Raw genomic sequence first — 15361 nt, 5'->3', positions numbered from 1 at the left:
TCAGCGGCGCCGGGGCTCCGGGCCGTCCAGCTGCGCCGCCGCGAGGGCGAAGCCGTCGGCGGCCGTCGCGCAGCGGTCGGCGAGGGCGGTGACCTCGGCCCGGAAGGCGTCGGCCTGCGGGCCGCGCCAGTCGAGGGCGGCCAGCCCCGCCCGCAGCCGGCCGGCGTGCGTGCGCAGGGCTGCGGAGTGGGATCGCAGCCCCTCGGCCGGGGCGGGCGGGCACAGCCGGTGGCAGGGGGTCACGGGCTCCTCCGGGAGGTCGGGGCGGACGGGGCCGGGGCCGGTGGGGACAGCGGCAGCAGGCAGGTGCCCGTCACGGTTCCCTCCAGTGCGGCGCCCGGTTCGGCCGGGCGGACCGTACGGGTCCGGGGGTCGACGGGCACGCGGTCGTCGGCCGGGGATCCGGCGGCGACCAGGTGCGTGACGGCGTAGACAGCGGTGAACTCGCGGTCCCGGGCCAGGTCCATGGCGGTGACCGCGCCCATCCGGTGTCCGACCAGGGTCAGTTCCGCCCCCGACGGGACCACCGGGCGCAGGACGCGGACCACTTCGGCGGCGTACGGGGCGTCGCGGTCGCCGAGCTGGACGACGTGGCGCGCCGCTCCGTCCGGCCGGGTCACCCGCTGGACCAGCAGGGTGTCGGCGCCGGCGAGCAGGGCGGTGTTGCGCAGGTAGCCGTCGAGGGTGCCGGTGGTGTCGAGGTCCGCCGACAGCCGCGCCGGCGAGGCCGGTCCGCAGTCGGGGACGGCGTCGCTGCCCCGGTCGAAGAGGGAGCGGACGGCGGCGCCGAGTCCGAGGAGCGGTTCGGCGGTCACGGCCCGGCCGGTGGCGACCTGCCAGCCCGCGTGGTCGTTGAAGGGGTTCTCGTCGGTGAGGGCGTGCCACGCCAGGATGTCCGCGAAGGACGGGGCCAGCAGGGTGAAGGCGGAGCCCGCGCCCCGCTCGCGCAGCAGCGTCCGGAAGGCGCGGGCCGCTTCGGCCTGCCGGCCCTCGGCGACGGCCTCCAGGACGGCGGCGGTGTCGGGGTGGTCGAGCAGTTCGGGGCGGTCCAGGGCCGCGACGCGGATCCGGGCCCGCAGCCCGCAGACGGCGGTGCTCACGGCGAGGCTCTCGCGGCGGGCCAGGACCCCGGCGAGCCACCCGGCGCGGGCCACGCCCCGGCCGCGCGGGGCCCAGCCGAGGCCGCAGGGGTCGGTGAGGGTGCGCAGCAGGGTCCGCCAGGCGCGGCGGCGACCGCCGCGCCCGCCGGCGAGCGCGGCGGCGGGCAGGCGGCCGCCGAGCGCGAGCCCGGAGGCGTACCGGGCGGCCTCGCCGACGGCGTCGGCGGCCTCGGCCAGCTCCCGGCACAGGGCGTCGAGCGTGTCGACGTCCGGGTCGGCCAGGGCGGTCACGGCGTCGGACATGGGATCCTCGCGTGGTGCGGCGGACGGCGGGGCGTCGCCGGCGGGCCCGGCACGGCCGGAGACCCGCCGAGGGCGGCGACGGGATCACCGTACGTCGCTCCCGTGGGGCGCGCGCTTCGACTGCGCTACAGGGGTTGGTCGGCCTGCGGGGTTGGGCTACGGCGGTTGGGCTACGGGGCTACGGGAGTGGGTCGAGGTCGGCGAGCGGCGCGGCGGTGTCCAGGCCGGTGGTGAGGTAGCCGGTGAAGACGGTGTTGTGCAGGGCCCACGGCGAGCGTTCGCGTCGGACGAGGGCGATGGCCTCGTCGGGTGACGCGCCCCGGTCGACGAGGCACTGCGCGACGACCAGGCCCGAGCGGTTGTAGCCGTAGAAGCAGCGCACGAGGGTGCGGCGGCCCGCGTCGAGGGCCTCGGAGGCGCTGCGGGCGAGCCGCCGGACGGTGTCCAGCTGCGCGGCGGTGAGCGGCGCGTCGGGCATGTCCCCGACGAGGTGTTCGACGCCGGGGTCGGGTCCGTGGCCGGGCCGGGCGAACAGGCTGATCACGAGGTCGAACTCGTCGCCGGCGACGGCGGGCCGGACCTCGCCGCCGGGATCGCTCCAGACGTGACCACCCATCCAGAGGCCGGGCGTGATCTCGTTCCAGGGTGTGGTGGGACAGGGCGCGTCGGGGTTCTTCCAGTGCGTCTTCGCCATCGTGTCCGGAGCGTACAACAGGGCGTCAGGCGGGCGCGGTTGAATGGAAGACCGCGTCCCGGAAGGCGTGACGCAGCGGGCCCGCCGAAGCCGACGTCGGCGTCGGCGTCGCCGAGGGCAGGAGCGCCGCCCAGCGGCCGTGCCGGGGCGATACCCACAGGGCGGGTCCGGAACGGGTCGGGGCCTGGTGGGCCCAGACCCCGCCGGGTGCCGGGTGCCACAACAGGCCGCGGGCCGGGGTGAGTTCGCCCGTACGGATCCGCAGGGACCCGTCGATCCACTGGCGGGGGACGGGGTGGTCGGCGGTGGACAGCAGGTGGCGCAGGAACCGGGCCAGGTCGGCCGGGGGCGCGTACAGGGTGCGTCCGTCGAAGCGGGTTCCGCTCATCCCGAGCGGCTGCCAGATCCGGGTGGCGGCGAGGGTGGTCGACGGGCCGCCGCCGAGGTGCTCGGCGACGCGGGTGAGGGCGGCGAGGGCGGGCGGGTCGTCCGCGTGGGTGAGCAGGTGGTGGGTGGTGGTCCCGGCGGGCAGTCCGGGGGCGAGGTCCGCCCCGTAGGCGCCGATCGGCGTGTGCAGGGTCAGCTCCCCCTGGCCGACCAGCGTCCCGAGGACGGGCCAGAGCGCGAGGACCGGCAGGAGGGCGCCGACGTCCAGGGGCGTGTCGTACGAGGACGGGCAGGCGGGCGACGCGTCGTCGGTGGGGTCCGCCGAGCCCGCCATCCAGACGGCGTGGGGGTCGGCGGCGCGCACGAGGGCCTCGATCCGGCCGGCCCGCTCGCTGTGTGGCGTCATGGACGGCACGCTACGTCGCCCCGCGCGGCCCGGCGGGCAGGTCGCGCCGGGCCGGCGCGAAGTCGCCGCCCGCCACCCGAATGCGGGGGGCGGGCGGCGACGCCTCACGGTCTACGAGGCCCGGGGGGGGCGCCCGTCAGGGCAGGTCGGGCCGGTCGGTCACGCGCAGGGAGTTGATCAGCGGCTTGCCGTAGCCGCTGTGCGTGACGAACCGGACGTTGAGCGTCCCGTCCGTGACGGTGACCGTGTAGCTCTTGGTCAGGGCCTTGTACGAACCGGCCTCCAGGGCGATGTCGAGGGAGGGCAGGACCTGGACGCCCTCGGCGAGGACGTCGAAGACCCGCTTGTCCGGGCGGGTGGAGGACAGCTCCGCGAAGCCCAGCTCCACGGCGTAGGTGCCGTTGGGCACGTTGTCGAAGCGGTACTCGTACATGCCTTCGCGGGCGTTGCGCAGGAGCCGCTGGTCGGCGGTGCCGGCGATGTCGCGGCCCGTCGACCGGACGGTGGAGTTGCCCTGGTAGCCGTAGGAGCCGGGGGTGTACTTGCGGTCCGGGGACCACGCGTCGCCCAGGGTGTCGGTGCCGGCCTGGTCGGAGCCGGTGTCGAGGGCGGCCTGGTAGCGCGGGACGACGATCTTGACCGGGACGGTGAGGACCGGGGAGCGGCCGCTGGCGGAGGTGATCCGCAGGCCGGTGGTGAGGACGCTGCCGGGGGTGAGCCCGGTGGTGTCGGCCGTCAGGGTGAGGGCGGCCTTGCCGCCGGTGGGCAGGGCGCCCTCGGCCGGGGTGACCGTCAGCCAGGCGGCGTCCTCGGCCACGGTGAACGCGGTGTCCAGGCCCGGGTTGGCGATGTCGAGGGTGCGGGTGCGGCGCTGGCCGGCGGGCAGGACGAGCTCGACCGTCGGTCGGGCGGCGGTGACCTTGCCGGTGCGCAGCGAGCGGTCGACGGCCGTCACGTCGGCGGCCTTGACGTCGACGGTGGCCTGGGCGGTCTCGTAGGACGGCGCGGTGATGGAGACGGTCCGGGCGCCGGCCGGGCTCTGGACGACGTATCCGCCGTCGGCGGCGGTGACGGTGGAGACGGCGGTGTCGCCGCTGCCGACGGTGACGGTGGCCCCGGCGAGCGCGGCGCCGTCGTTGGCGTCGAGCACGCGGCCCGCGACGACGCCGCTGCGGGTGGTGCGGAAGCCGATGGAGAGGCCGTCCGTGAGGACGGGGGTGTTGAACGAGTACGTGAAGGCGTCGGTTCCGGTGGCGTTCTCCACGCCGACGGTGGCCGTGGAGCCGGCCTTGATGCCGGTGCCGCCGGTGCCCTTGTAGGAGTAGGTGACGGTGCCGTCCTCGCCGATGGCGGCCGAGAAGGAGAACTTGTCCGCCTGCGCCGACCAGTGGGAGACCTGGCGCCACTCGATCACGTAACTGCGGTGCGGCGCGCTGCCGGTGACGGCGGTGAACACGCCCGAGCCGCTGCCGGCCGCGCCGACGACGAGGTCGTCCCAGAAGGGGTAGAGGGCGGCGTTGGGTGTGCCCGTGCTCGGGAGGTCGCCGTTGACGTCACCGGTGTGGTTGCCGCCGAAGCTGACGGTGCCGTTGGTGCCGATCCAGGCCTGCGCGTACGTCTTTCCGTACAGCGGCAGCGGGAAGGGCAGGTCGACGCGTTCGGTGGTGTTGTCGCCGGTCAGGGCGAGTTGTCGGTCGCCGGCGGGGTACGGGCGGGCGTTCGCGCCGGCGCAGGCGTATCCGTAGCCGTCGGTGCGTTCGGGCAGGGTGACGGTGACGGTGGTGTCCCCGGCGACGGTGGCGCGGGTGGTGCCCGTGGTGACGCAGCGCGAGGAGTGGCCGGCGCTGATGTCGTAGGTGCCGTGGGGCAGGGTGACCTCGAAGCGGCCCTGGGCGTCGGTGGTCGCGGTGACCGGGGTGTCGACGATGGTGACGGAGGCGCCGGCGGCCGGACCGCTCGCGGCCGAGACGGTGCCGGTGAGCGTGCCGGAGGGGGCCGCGGTGAGGGTGAAGTCGCCGGTGGCGGTGGCGTTCTCGGTGACGGCCGCCGTCGCGGCGCGCGGTCCGTAGCCGAACTTGGCGGCGGTCAGGGCGTAGGAGCCGACCGAGAGGGCGGGGAAGCGGTAGGTGCCGTCGGCGGCGGTGGTCGTCGTACGGGGGGTGGGGCCGTCGGCGGTCATGCGGGCGCCCTCGACGGGGGCGCCGGCCTCGGAGCGGACGGTGCCGGCGAGCGCGCCCACGGAGCCGCGCGGGGCGGCGTTCACGGCGGCCAGCGCGTCGAGCCGGCCCTCGCCGAAGACGTTGTTGTCGGCGGCGGTGCCGCCGCACTGGGAGCTGTCGGTGTCGGTGGCGGTGCCGTCGAGGAGGGCCTCGGTCCGCGCGATGTCCCCCGCCAGGGCGGGGGCGGCCGACCAGAGCAGCGCGACGGTGGCGGCGGTGTGCGGGGAGGCCATGGAGGTGCCGGAGAAGGCCTCGTAGGCGCCGCCGGGGACGGAGGAGCGGACGTTGACGCCGGGGGCGGCGATGTTCGGCTTGACGATGCCTCCGGGGCCGGCGCCGCGCGAGGAGAAGGAGGCGATGGCGTTGTTCACGTCGAAGGCGCCGGAGCTGTAGGAGCGCGCGTAGTCGCCGGGCGATCCGCTGGTGGTGCAGCCGGGTCCGGAGTTGCCGTTGGAGAAGGCGGGGAAGATGCCGGCGGCCCGCCAGGCGTCGACGATCTGCTGGTACCAGTCGTCGTGCGTGGCGCTGCCCCAGGAGTTGTTGACGATGTGTGGGGCCAGGTCGGGGCGCGGGTTTCGGCCGTTCAGGTCGGTCGGGGCGACGATCCACTGGCCGGCGGCGAGGAGGGAGGCCTCGGAGCAGGAGTTGGTCTCGCAGCCCTTGGCGGCGATCCAGCGGGCGCCGGGGGCGACGCCGATCCGGTTGCCCGCGCCGTCGTCGCCGACCATGGTGCCCATCGTGTGCGTGCCGTGGTCGTTGTTGTCGCAGGGCGCGGCGCCGGCGCAGATGCTGGCCGGGTCGAACCAGTTGTGGTTGTGGTCGTGAGTGCCGTCGGCCTTGCGTCCCCGGTACTGCCGGCTCACGGCCGGGTGGGTATGGTCGACGCCGCTGTCGATGTTGGCGACGACGATGCCCTCGCCGCGCACGCCGAGCCCGTCCCACACCTGGGGGGCCTTGATCCGGTCGATGTTCCACTCGACGGCGTCGGCGCCTGTCTCCTCCCGGCTGCCTTCGGCGGGCCGGGGGAGGGTGACCTTGTCGTCGGCGTCGATACGGGCGACCTCGGGCCGCTGGGCCAGGGATCCGGCGAGTTTCTCGGTGCCGACGACGCGGACGGCGTTGACGATCCAGTACGAGGTGTACTCGGCGCGGGCGCCGTCCAGAGCCTTGATCAGTTCGGCCTGACTGCGCGTGGCGTGGTCCCGCTTCAGGCGCAGCACCGCTTCGGCCTTGGCCTCGCGGGTCTGTCGCCGGCCCGCCTCGGTGAGGTCGGCCGCGCTGTCGAGGTACACCCAGAAGACCGCCTTGGCGTCACCGTCGAGCTGCTTGCGGAGCGCGGGTTCGATCTTGCGCTCGGCCGCGGTCGGGGCCGGGCCCGGTTCGGGCGCGGCGGAGGCGACGCCCGCGCCGAGGGGGAGGAGCAGGGCGGAGGTGAGGGCGGCGAGCGCCGTGCGTAAGGATCGTCGTCGAATGTCGCGTCGTGCCACGTGTGATCTCCTCGTACGCCGTGTGCGGGTCGTGCGGGACATGTGGAGGGCCCGTGAACGACCGGGGCCCCGGTGACGTGCGCGGTCATGGTGAGGGGGGCGACATGTGCATTACAAGAGGGCCTCGTGAGCCACATTCACGCCACGCGCCGGCTCCCGGGTGGCCCTTCCGCACGGTCCGCGTCAGCCTGGGGGGATGACCGCACCCGCACCCGGGATCCCGCTCGCCACCGCCCGCGGCCGGTGGATCGTGTTCACCACCGTGCTCGGGTCGGGGATGGCCCTGCTGGACTCGACCGTGGTCAACGTGGCCCTGCCCCGGATCGGGCGGGACCTCGGGGCGGATCTGGCGGTGCTCCAGTGGACGGTGAACGCCTACCTGGTGACCCTCGCCGGACTGATCCTGGTCGGCGGCGCGCTCGGCGACCGCTACGGCCGGCGCCGGATCTTCGTACTCGGTGTGGTGTGGTTCGCGGCGGGCTCGCTGCTGTGCGGACTCGCCCCGAACGCCGGGGTGCTGATCGCCGCCCGCGCTCTCCAGGGCATCGGCGGCGCCCTGCTCACACCCGGTTCCCTCGCGCTGATCCAGGGCTCGATCCATCCGGACGACCGGGCGCGGGCGGTCGGCCTGTGGTCGGGGTTCGGGGGTGTCGGGGCCGCCGTCGGGCCCTTCCTGGGCGGCTGGCTGGTCGACGGGCCGGGCTGGCGGTGGGTGTTCCTGCTGAACGTGCCGCTGGCCGCCCTGTGCGTGCCGGTCGCACTGCGCCACGTACCGGAGTCCCGGGATCCGCGGGCACGGGGACGCTTCGACGTGGCCGGCGCGGTGCTGGGAGCCGCCTCCCTGGCCCTGATCACCTACGCCCTGATCGAAGCCCACTCCGGGGCGCTCACGGTGACCGTCACGGCGGTGGCCGGCATCCTGCTGGGCGCCGTGTTCGGGTACGTGGAACGGCGCCGGCCGGATCCCATGGTGCCGCCGGACATCTTCCGGTCCCGCCAGTTCACGGCCGTCAACCTCGTCACCCTGTGCGTCTACGCGGCCCTCGGCGGCTTCTTCTTCCTCGTCGTCCTCCAGCTCCAGGTCGTGGCCGGGTACTCCGCCCTCGGCTCCGGCGCCGCCCTGCTGCCGACCACCGCCCTGATGCTGCTCCTGTCGGCCCGGTCGGCCGCCCTCGGGGAGCGCATCGGCCCCCGTATCCCGCTCACCGTGGGCCCGCTGCTGTGCGCCGCCGGCACGCTCCTGATGCTGCGGGTGGGCCCCGACTCCTCCTACGTCCGCGACGTGCTGCCCGCGCTGGTGGTGATGGGGGCGGGCCTGACGGTGCTGGTGGCTCCGCTCACCGCGACCGTCCTGGCCTCGGTGGACCCGGGCCGGGCGGGCCTGGCCAGCGGCATCAACAACGCCGCCGCGCGGGCCGCCGGGCTGCTCGCGGTGGCGGCGCTGCCGCTGCTGGCGGGCATGGGCCCGGACGCGTACCTCTCCCCCGGCGCCTTCGACGCCGCGTTCGGCCGCTCGATGCTCTGGTGCGCGGGCGCCCTGGTCGCCGGCGCCGCGCTGGCCTGGGCGACCGTACGCACCCCCGCGCCCGGGGCGCCCCACGCGGAGTGCCGTACGCAGTGCCCGGTCTGCGCGCCGCCCTGGAGCCCCGCCGCTCGCACCGCCACGCCTCGAACCGCCCCCGAACCGCGGGCCAAGGCCTGAGCCGGGCGGGGCTCGCGGGTGTGCTGGAGCGCGACGGCCGATCTGGCGGCGGGGCGGTCGTCACCGCCGTCGGGGTGGTGTGCGTGGCGCGGCTGCGGCGCCCGGGACCTGCCCGTGGCCGCGCTGCCGCTGCCGCTCGGGGCGCACCAGCTGATCGAGGCCGCCGTCCGGGAGGCGGGCGGCGGGGCTGCCCGGCCGTCACCGCCTGGGCGGTGACCGCCCTGCCGGTGCTCGCGGTGTGGGTGCCGTTCGCGGTGCCCGCGGCCGCCACGCCCGAGGTACGGCGAAGGCTGTGGGGGCCCGCGGCCGCCGGGCTCGCGACGGCCGGGATCCTCGCGTACTGCCTGGCCACGCGGCCCGTGACCGCCGAGATCCGGGGTCGGGTGATCGGGTACGTCGTGGACGTGCCGTACGCACCGCCGGTCCAGGCGGGCTACCTCTGCGCGACCCTCGGCGCCCTGCTGCTCGCCGGGGACCGCACGCTCCGGCTGCTGGGCGGCGTCCTGGCCGTCGGGGCACTGCTGTGCGCGGTGCTGTGGCGGCTGGAATTCGCCTCCACCTGGTGCGCCTTCGCGGCGGTGGCCTCGCTGCTGGTGCTCGGCTCGGTGCGCCGGCCGATGCCGCCGTGAGGGCCCGGGGGCCCGGGGCGGCCTATTGGTTCTGGCCGCCGAGCACGAACAGGAGGTAGACGAAGAAGGCGAAGAGGTGGCCGACGAACAGGTAGGCGACCAGTCGGATCACCAGTCCGCGCGGGAACTTCGACTCGATGCGCCCCCGCAGGGTCAGCCGCCGGGCCCGCTCCGCGGCGGCGGCGGCCTCGGCCTCGGCCTCGGCCTCGGATTCCGTGGTGCTCGTGGACGTCGTGGTCTCGTGTGCCTGTGACACGGTTGCGGCTCCTCGCTCAGCGGTGGTGCGTCGTGGGGGCTCCGCCGAGGCACAGCCCGGCGAGGCTGCTCTGGAGCAGCGTGTGGACGAACAGGAGGTCGGCTCCGCCGGATTCGGCCGCGCCGATCCGGTGCGGGGTCAGCGAGTCGAAGTGCGCGCTGTCCCCCGGTTCCAGCAGGTACCGCTTCTCCCCCAGGTGCAGCCGCAGCCGCCCGGTGAGCACGTACAGCCACTCCTCCCCCGGGTGGACGCGGACCAGCTCGCCCTGGCCGCCCCCGTACGGGACGTGCACGCGCAGCGCCTGCATGCCGCGACCGGAGCCGCCGGCCTGCCAGTACGTCCACCCGTCGGCCTCCCGGGCCCCCGGACCGCCGGCCCGGACGACGGGATCGGCGACGGCCGGGGTCTCGCCGAGCAGTTCGGAGACGGTCGTGCCGTAGGTGCGGGCCAGTTCGAGCAGCAGCGGCAGCGACGGCCGGCGCCGACCGGTCTCCAGCCGGGACAGGTGCGCCGGCGAGAGCGAGGCCCGTGCGGCGGCGGCCTCCAGGGTGAGCCCGGCACGCCGGCGCACCTCGCGCAGGTGCGGGGCGACGGCGGGCAGCTCGACGGGGGCGCCGTCGGGGTCCCCGCTACCCTGGGTGTCGGCAGGGCCGGGGCCCTGCGGGGCCTCTGGGCGGGTGGTCATGCCCCGATTGAGCCAGAGACTTGCCTGTCTGGCAATTTCCCTTGCCTGAGAGGCAAAATCACCCCTCGCTCGTGCCCTTCCGCCCCTCCAACACGGTCTCCACCGCGTCCGCCTCCTCCGCGCTCTTGTCCGGGCGGTACCGCAGGACCCGCGCGAAGCGCAGGGCCACCCCCGCCGGGTAGCGGGGGGAGCGTTGCAGGCCGTCGTAGGCGATCTCGACCACCAGCTCGGGGCGGACCCGCACGGTGTACCCGTCGTCCTCGACCGCCAGCTCGCCCAGCTTCTCTGTCTGCCAGCGCAGCGTCTCGTCGGTCAGCCCCTTGAACGTCTTCCCCAGCATGACGAACGTCCCGTCGGCGGCCCGCGCGCCCAGGTGCAGGTTCGACAGCAGGCCGGTGCGGCGGCCGTGGCCCCGTTCGACGGCGAGGACCACGAGGTCGAGGGTGTGCACCGGCTTGGCCTTCAGCCACCGCTTGCCGCGCCGGCCCGCCTCGTAGACGGAGTCCAGGGCCTTGACCACGACCCCCTCGTGGCCCCGCTCCAGCGACCGCGCCCAGAACGCCTCGGCCTCGGCCGCCTGCGCCCCGGGGTCCTCGACCACCAACCGGCGCACCCGGTGGGGCTCGGGGACCAGCGCGGCCAGCTCCGCGTACCGCTCACGGACGGGCAGGTCCAGCAGGACCCGGTCGCCGAGGGCGAGCAGGTCGAAGAAGTACGCCGTCACCGGCAGGGTGCGCCGCGCCGCCGCCACGTCCACCCGGGAACCCACGCGGGAGGCGATCTCCTGGAAGGGCACGGGGCGGCCGTCGGCGCGTTCCCCGATGACCTCGCCGTCCAGGATGAACCGCTCCACCGGCAGGCTCCGGGCCAGCTCGGCCACCTCCGGCAGCCGGTCGGTGATCTCGTCCAGGGAGCGCGTGTGGATCCGTACCTCGCCGCCGTCCCGGTGCACCTGTACGCGGATCCCGTCGAGCTTCTCCTCCACCACGCACGGCCCCAGCGCCGCCAGGGCGTCCGCCACGGACCGGGCCGTCCCGGCCAGCATCGGCTGGACGGGCCGCCCCACCCGCAGCGTCACCGCGCCCAGCGCTTCCGCGCCCTCGGCCAGGGCGGCGGCGGCCACCCGGGGCAGTGATCCGTCCAGCATCACGGCACGGCGCAGCGCGGCGGCGCTCACTCCGGCGGCGGCCGCGACCCCCTCCAGGGCCACCGCGTCGAGGGCGCCCTGTCGCACCTCGCCGGACAGCAGGCTGCGCAGGAACCGCTGCTCGTCCTCGGTGGCGGCGCCGAGCAGGGCCGCCACGATCCGGCTGCGCCCGGCCTGGGCGCCCGAGCCGGCGACGGCGGCCAGCTCCGTGACGCTCGCGTCGACCCCGGCGACCGTCAAGGTGGGCTCCCGGGCGGGGGTGACGTCCTGGGCGAGGGTGCGCCACCCGATGCCGGGCCGGCCCTGCGGCAGCCGCCCCGACAGGTACGCGACGACGAGCGCGGCCTCCTCCGGCGGGGCGGCGTCGAACACCTCCGCGAGCAGGGCCACCTTCCGGGACCGGGCGGAGGCCTGGGCGACCTCCCGGGACACACGGGCGACCTCGGCCAGCAGCATGCCGCCCATCCTCCCGCCACCGGACCGCGACCGCAGGTCGGGCGGACGGGGTGCGGGCACCGAGAGGGGGCAGGAGGCGGGCGCGGGTCGGGGCAGGAGGCGGGCGGCGAGCCGGTCGTACCGCGAACGCGGTACGCCGGACGGGGGCATCTACTCCTGGAGGATGCACGGGGCTCCCCCTGAGGGAGCTCGGGTGAGCGGATCCGGGCCCTTAGGGTTCCCGTATGAAGCTACGACTGCCCCGGCGCCGCCGGGACCGGCTCCTCTCCGGCGCCGCCGCCCTCGCCCTCCTGGCCGGCGCCGGGACGTGGACGGTGGCCGCCGCGGGGGACGCGCCGGCCGTGCACCGCCAGGACCAGATGCTCGAACTGCCCGGCGCCGTGATCGACACCTCCTACTTCACGGCGTCCTCGGCCGGCGACACGCACGGCCGACGCCCCGCCGTCCTCCTCGGGCACGGCTTCGGCGGCAGCAAGGAGGACGTCCGGGCGCAGGCGGAGCGGCTGGCCCAGGGCGGGTACGCCGTCATGACCTGGTCCGCGCGCGGTTTCGGCCGCTCGGGCGGCACGATCGGGCTGAACGATCCCGACCACGAGGTCAAGGACGTCTCCGCGCTCATCGACTGGGTGGCGCAGCGGCGCGAGGTCCGGCTCGACGCGGAGGGGGACCCGCGCGTCGGCGTCGCCGGGGCCTCGTACGGCGGGGCCGTCTCGCTGCTGGCCGCCGGGTACGACCGGCGGGTGGACGCGATCGCCCCGCAGATCACGTACTGGAACCTGGCGGACTCCCTTTTCCCCGACGGCGTCTTCAAGAAGCTGTGGACCGGGATCTTCTTCACCACGGGCGCGACCGGCGGGATCGGCCCGGCGCGGCCCCCGCAGCCGACGTCCACCGCCCCGCCCGGTCAGGCGCCGGCCCAGGCGCGGACGGCGGCGCAGGGACGGGCGCAGGAGTCCGCGCAGGGCCCGGCGGCGAGCTGCGGGCGCTTCGACGCGGCGCTGTGCGCCATGTACGAACGCGTCGCGGTGGCCGGCCGGCCCGACGCCGAGGCCCGCGCGCTCCTGGAGCGGCGCAGCCCCTCGGCCGTGGGCGACCGGATCAAGGTGCCGACGCTGATCGTGCAGGGGCAGGACGACTCGCTCTTCCCGCTCGGCCAGGCCGACGCCATGGCGAAGGCCATCGCGGCGAACGGGGCGCCCGTCTCCGTGGACTGGGCGTCCGGGGGCCACGACGGCGGCATGGGCGAAGCCGGCCGGATCGAGGCCCGCGTGAAGACCTGGTTCGACCGTCACCTCAAGGGGGACGAGGGGGTCGACACGGGTCCGGCGTTCCGCGTCTCGCGCACCGGCGGCATCGACTCCACCGACGGGCGCGTCATGGTGCGCGGCGCGAGTTCCGACCGCTACCCCGGCCTGGACTCCGCTCCCCGGGCGTTCGCCCTGGCCGGCCGGGAGCAGACCTTCGTCAATCCGGCGGGCGGCACCCCGCCGGCGCTGTCCTCGCTGCCCGGCATCGGCAGCGGGCTCGCGGCCCTCGGGACCGGGCTCTCGCTGGATTTCCCCGGGCAGCACGCCACGTTCGAGTCGGAGCCGCTGACCGAGCGGCTGCCGGTCACCGGGACGCCGACCGTCACCCTCAAGGTGAGGTCGACGGCCGGCGACGGTTCGGCCGTGCTGTTCGGCAAGCTGTACGACGTCGGCCCGGACGGCCGGCAGCAGGTGCTGCCGCACCAGCTGGTGGCGCCCGTACGGGTGGACGACGCCGCGCAGGGCACGAGCGTGCGGCTGCGGCTCCCGGCGGTGGACCACGCCGTCCAGGCCGGGCACCGGCTGCGGCTGGTGGTCGCCGCCACCGACCTCGCCTACGCGTCCCCCGCCGCGCCCGCCTCCTACGCCGTCGCGGTGGAGGGGCCGTTGGAGGTACCCGTCGCGGACGAGGTACGGACCGCCTCGGCCGGGCTGCCCGCCTGGACCTGGGCGCTGCCGCTGGGCGCCCTGGCGCTGGCCGCCGCGCTGCTCGGGATCCGGCGCAGGGGTGAGGGCGGGGCGGACGCACGGGCGGCGGCGCTGCCCACACCCGCGCTGGCCGAGGTACCGCTGGACATCACGGGGCTGACGAAGCGCTACGCCAAGGCGCAGGACCGTTACGCCGTACAGAACCTGTCGTTCCGGGTGGAGAAGGGGCAGGTGCTCGGCCTGCTCGGGCCCAACGGCGCGGGGAAGACCACGACCCTGCGGATGCTGATGGGGCTGATCACGCCGGACGCCGGGGAGATCCGGGTGTTCGGGCACGCGATCCGGCCCGGCGCGCCGGTGCTGTCGCGGGTGGGCGCCTTCGTGGAGGGCGCCGGGTTCCTGCCGCACCTGACGGGCCGCGCCAATCTGGAGCTGTACTGGCAGGCCACCGGCCGGCCCACCGAGGACGCGCACCTGGCGGAAGCCCTGGAGATCGCGGGACTGGGCGACGCGCTGGAACGGGCCGTACGCACGTACTCGCAGGGCATGCGCCAACGCCTCGCCATCGCCCAGGCCATGCTGGGCATGCCGGACCTGCTGATCCTCGACGAGCCGACGAACGGTCTGGACCCGCCGCAGATCCGCGAGATGCGGGACGTGATGATCCGCTACGCCGCCGGCGGGCGGACGGTCATCGTCTCCAGCCACCTCCTGTCCGAGGTCGAGCAGACCTGTACCCACCTGGTGGTCATGGACCGAGGGCGCCTGGTGCGGGCGGGCGAGGTCGGCGAGATCACCGGCGGCGGGGACACCCTGCTGGTGGGCCTGCACCGACCGGTGGACGAGGCGGTCGTGCGCAAGGTCGCGACGCTGGAGGGAGTGGCCTCGGCGGTGGCCTCCGAGGAGGGACTGTTGGTCCGGCTGGACGGGTCGTCCGCCGCCGAACTGATCGTCGCACTCGTCCGACTGGAGGTACCGGTGTCGGCGGTGGGGCCCCACCGCCGGCTGGAGGACGCCTTCCTCACTCTGATCGGAGGGACGGCATGAGCGCCGTACAGGAGACCGCGCCCGGCTACCGGGCGAGCCACACGCTGCCCCTGCGGGTGGAGGCGCTGCGGCAGTGGCGGCGGCGCCGGACGCTGGTGATGGCCGGGGTGCTGGCCGCGCTGCCGTTCGTCATGATCATCGCGTTCGCGGTGGGCGGCGGGCCGGACAACGGCCGGGGCGGCGGCGACGGCCGGATCACCCTGATCGACACGGCGACGGCCTCGGGCGCGAACTTCGCGGCGACCTGCCTGTTCGTGTCGGCCGGGTTCCTGCTCGTGATCCCGGTGGCGCTGTTCTGCGGGGACACGGTGGCCTCGGAGGCCGGCTGGTCCTCGCTGCGCTACCTGCTGGCCTCGCCGGTGCCGAGGGCGCGGCTGCTGTGGAGCAAGCTGGTGGTGGCGCTGGCGTTCAGCCTCGCCGCGATCGTGCTGCTGCCGGTGGTGGCGCTGGCGGCGGGTACGGCCGCGTACGGGTGGGGGCCGCTGCGCCTGCCGACGGGCGGGGAGCTGGCGGCCGGGGACACGGTGCCGCGCCTCGCGCTGGCCGTGGCCTTCGTCTTCGTCTCGCAACTGGTCACGGCCGGCCTGGCGTTCTGGCTGTCGACGCGGACCGACGCGCCGCTGGGCGCGGTCGGTGGCGCGGTCGGACTGACGATCGTCGGCAACGTCCTCGACGCGGTGACCGCGCTGGGGTCGTGGCGCGATTTCCTGCCCGCGCACTGGCAGTTCGCCTGGGCGGACGCCTTGCAGCCGCAGCTGGAGTGGGGCGGCATGGCCAAGGGCGCGGCCGTGTCGGTGTCGTACGCGGTGGTGCTGTTCGCGCTGGCGTTCCGCGGGTTCGCCCGCAAGGACGTGGTGTCGTAGGGCCGGTCACGCCCTGGGCCGGGCC

Annotated in this window: 13 protein-coding genes; 5 read left to right on the top strand and 8 right to left on the bottom strand. The window is 75.6% G+C overall.

What is annotated here, in order from left to right:
• From M4D82_RS30345 to M4D82_RS30325, 5 genes are all read right to left on the bottom strand, one after another.
• Nucleotides 1-243, bottom strand: coding sequence for a WXG100 family type VII secretion target (locus M4D82_RS30345; protein WP_249770434.1), 243 nt, complete (start codon nt 241-243; stop codon nt 1-3).
• The gene (locus M4D82_RS30340) at nt 240-1403 is read right to left on the bottom strand and encodes a hypothetical protein (protein WP_249770432.1); all 1164 of its coding nucleotides are present in this window, start codon (nt 1401-1403) and stop codon (nt 240-242) included. The genes M4D82_RS30345 and M4D82_RS30340 overlap by 4 nt, the downstream gene beginning before the upstream one ends.
• Nucleotides 1404-1581: 178 nt before the next feature.
• Nucleotides 1582-2097, bottom strand: coding sequence for a protein-tyrosine phosphatase family protein (locus M4D82_RS30335; RefSeq protein ID WP_249770430.1), 516 nt, complete (start codon nt 2095-2097; stop codon nt 1582-1584).
• A 25-nt stretch (nt 2098-2122) separates the two neighbouring features.
• Nucleotides 2123-2890, bottom strand: coding sequence for a serine hydrolase domain-containing protein (locus M4D82_RS30330; protein WP_249770428.1), 768 nt, complete (start codon nt 2888-2890; stop codon nt 2123-2125).
• Between the two features lie 136 nt (nt 2891-3026).
• Nucleotides 3027-6596 (bottom strand): S8 family serine peptidase, encoded by a 3570-nt coding sequence (locus M4D82_RS30325; protein WP_249770426.1) that lies wholly within the window; start codon nt 6594-6596, stop codon nt 3027-3029.
• Nucleotides 6597-6792: 196 nt separating this feature from the next.
• On the opposite strand from M4D82_RS30325, the gene M4D82_RS30320 reads away from it, so the two are divergent.
• Genes M4D82_RS30320 through M4D82_RS30315 form a run of 3 tightly spaced genes read left to right on the top strand, consistent with a single transcriptional unit; the run spans nt 6793 to nt 8927 of the window.
• Entirely contained in the window at nt 6793-8298 is a 1506-nt protein-coding gene (locus tag M4D82_RS30320; RefSeq protein WP_249770424.1) for an MFS transporter, read from the top strand.
• 18 nt (nt 8299-8316) lie between these two features.
• Complete coding sequence (locus tag M4D82_RS34695) at nt 8317-8514, top strand: DUF6629 family protein (RefSeq protein ID WP_502989030.1); 198 nt, start codon at nt 8317-8319, stop codon at nt 8512-8514.
• Entirely contained in the window at nt 8511-8927 is a 417-nt protein-coding gene (locus M4D82_RS30315; RefSeq protein WP_249770422.1) for a DUF6629 family protein, read from the top strand. Before M4D82_RS34695 ends, M4D82_RS30315 begins: the two co-directional genes overlap by 4 nt.
• A 22-nt stretch (nt 8928-8949) precedes the next feature.
• Here M4D82_RS30315 and M4D82_RS34690 read toward each other — a convergent pair whose 3' ends face one another.
• From M4D82_RS34690 to M4D82_RS30300, 3 genes are read right to left on the bottom strand one after another with little or no spacing between them, the layout of a single operon-like run.
• Nucleotides 8950-9183: a DUF6126 family protein gene (locus tag M4D82_RS34690; RefSeq protein ID WP_502989029.1), complete on the bottom strand. Its 234-nt coding sequence runs from the start codon at nt 9181-9183 to the stop codon at nt 8950-8952.
• Between the two features lie 16 nt (nt 9184-9199).
• Nucleotides 9200-9868: a helix-turn-helix domain-containing protein gene (locus M4D82_RS30305; RefSeq protein ID WP_249770420.1), complete on the bottom strand. Its 669-nt coding sequence runs from the start codon at nt 9866-9868 to the stop codon at nt 9200-9202.
• A 58-nt stretch (nt 9869-9926) separates the two neighbouring features.
• Nucleotides 9927-11471: an ATP-dependent DNA ligase gene (locus M4D82_RS30300; protein ID WP_249770418.1), complete on the bottom strand. Its 1545-nt coding sequence runs from the start codon at nt 11469-11471 to the stop codon at nt 9927-9929.
• Between the two features lie 224 nt (nt 11472-11695).
• On the opposite strand from M4D82_RS30300, the gene M4D82_RS30295 reads away from it, so the two are divergent.
• Complete coding sequence (locus tag M4D82_RS30295; protein WP_249770416.1) at nt 11696-14473, top strand: alpha/beta fold hydrolase; 2778 nt, start codon at nt 11696-11698, stop codon at nt 14471-14473.
• The gene (locus M4D82_RS30290; protein WP_249770414.1) at nt 14470-15336 is read left to right on the top strand and encodes an ABC transporter permease; all 867 of its coding nucleotides are present in this window, start codon (nt 14470-14472) and stop codon (nt 15334-15336) included. Before M4D82_RS30295 ends, M4D82_RS30290 begins: the two co-directional genes overlap by 4 nt.
• The last annotated feature ends 25 nt before the right edge of the window (nt 15337-15361 follow it).

It is taken from the genome of Streptomyces sp. RerS4, assembly GCF_023515955.1.
Lineage (GTDB): Bacteria > Actinomycetota > Actinomycetes > Streptomycetales > Streptomycetaceae > Streptomyces.
The sequence above is the reverse complement of the archived record's forward strand: the minus strand, read 5'-3'. Positions and strand labels throughout refer to the sequence as shown.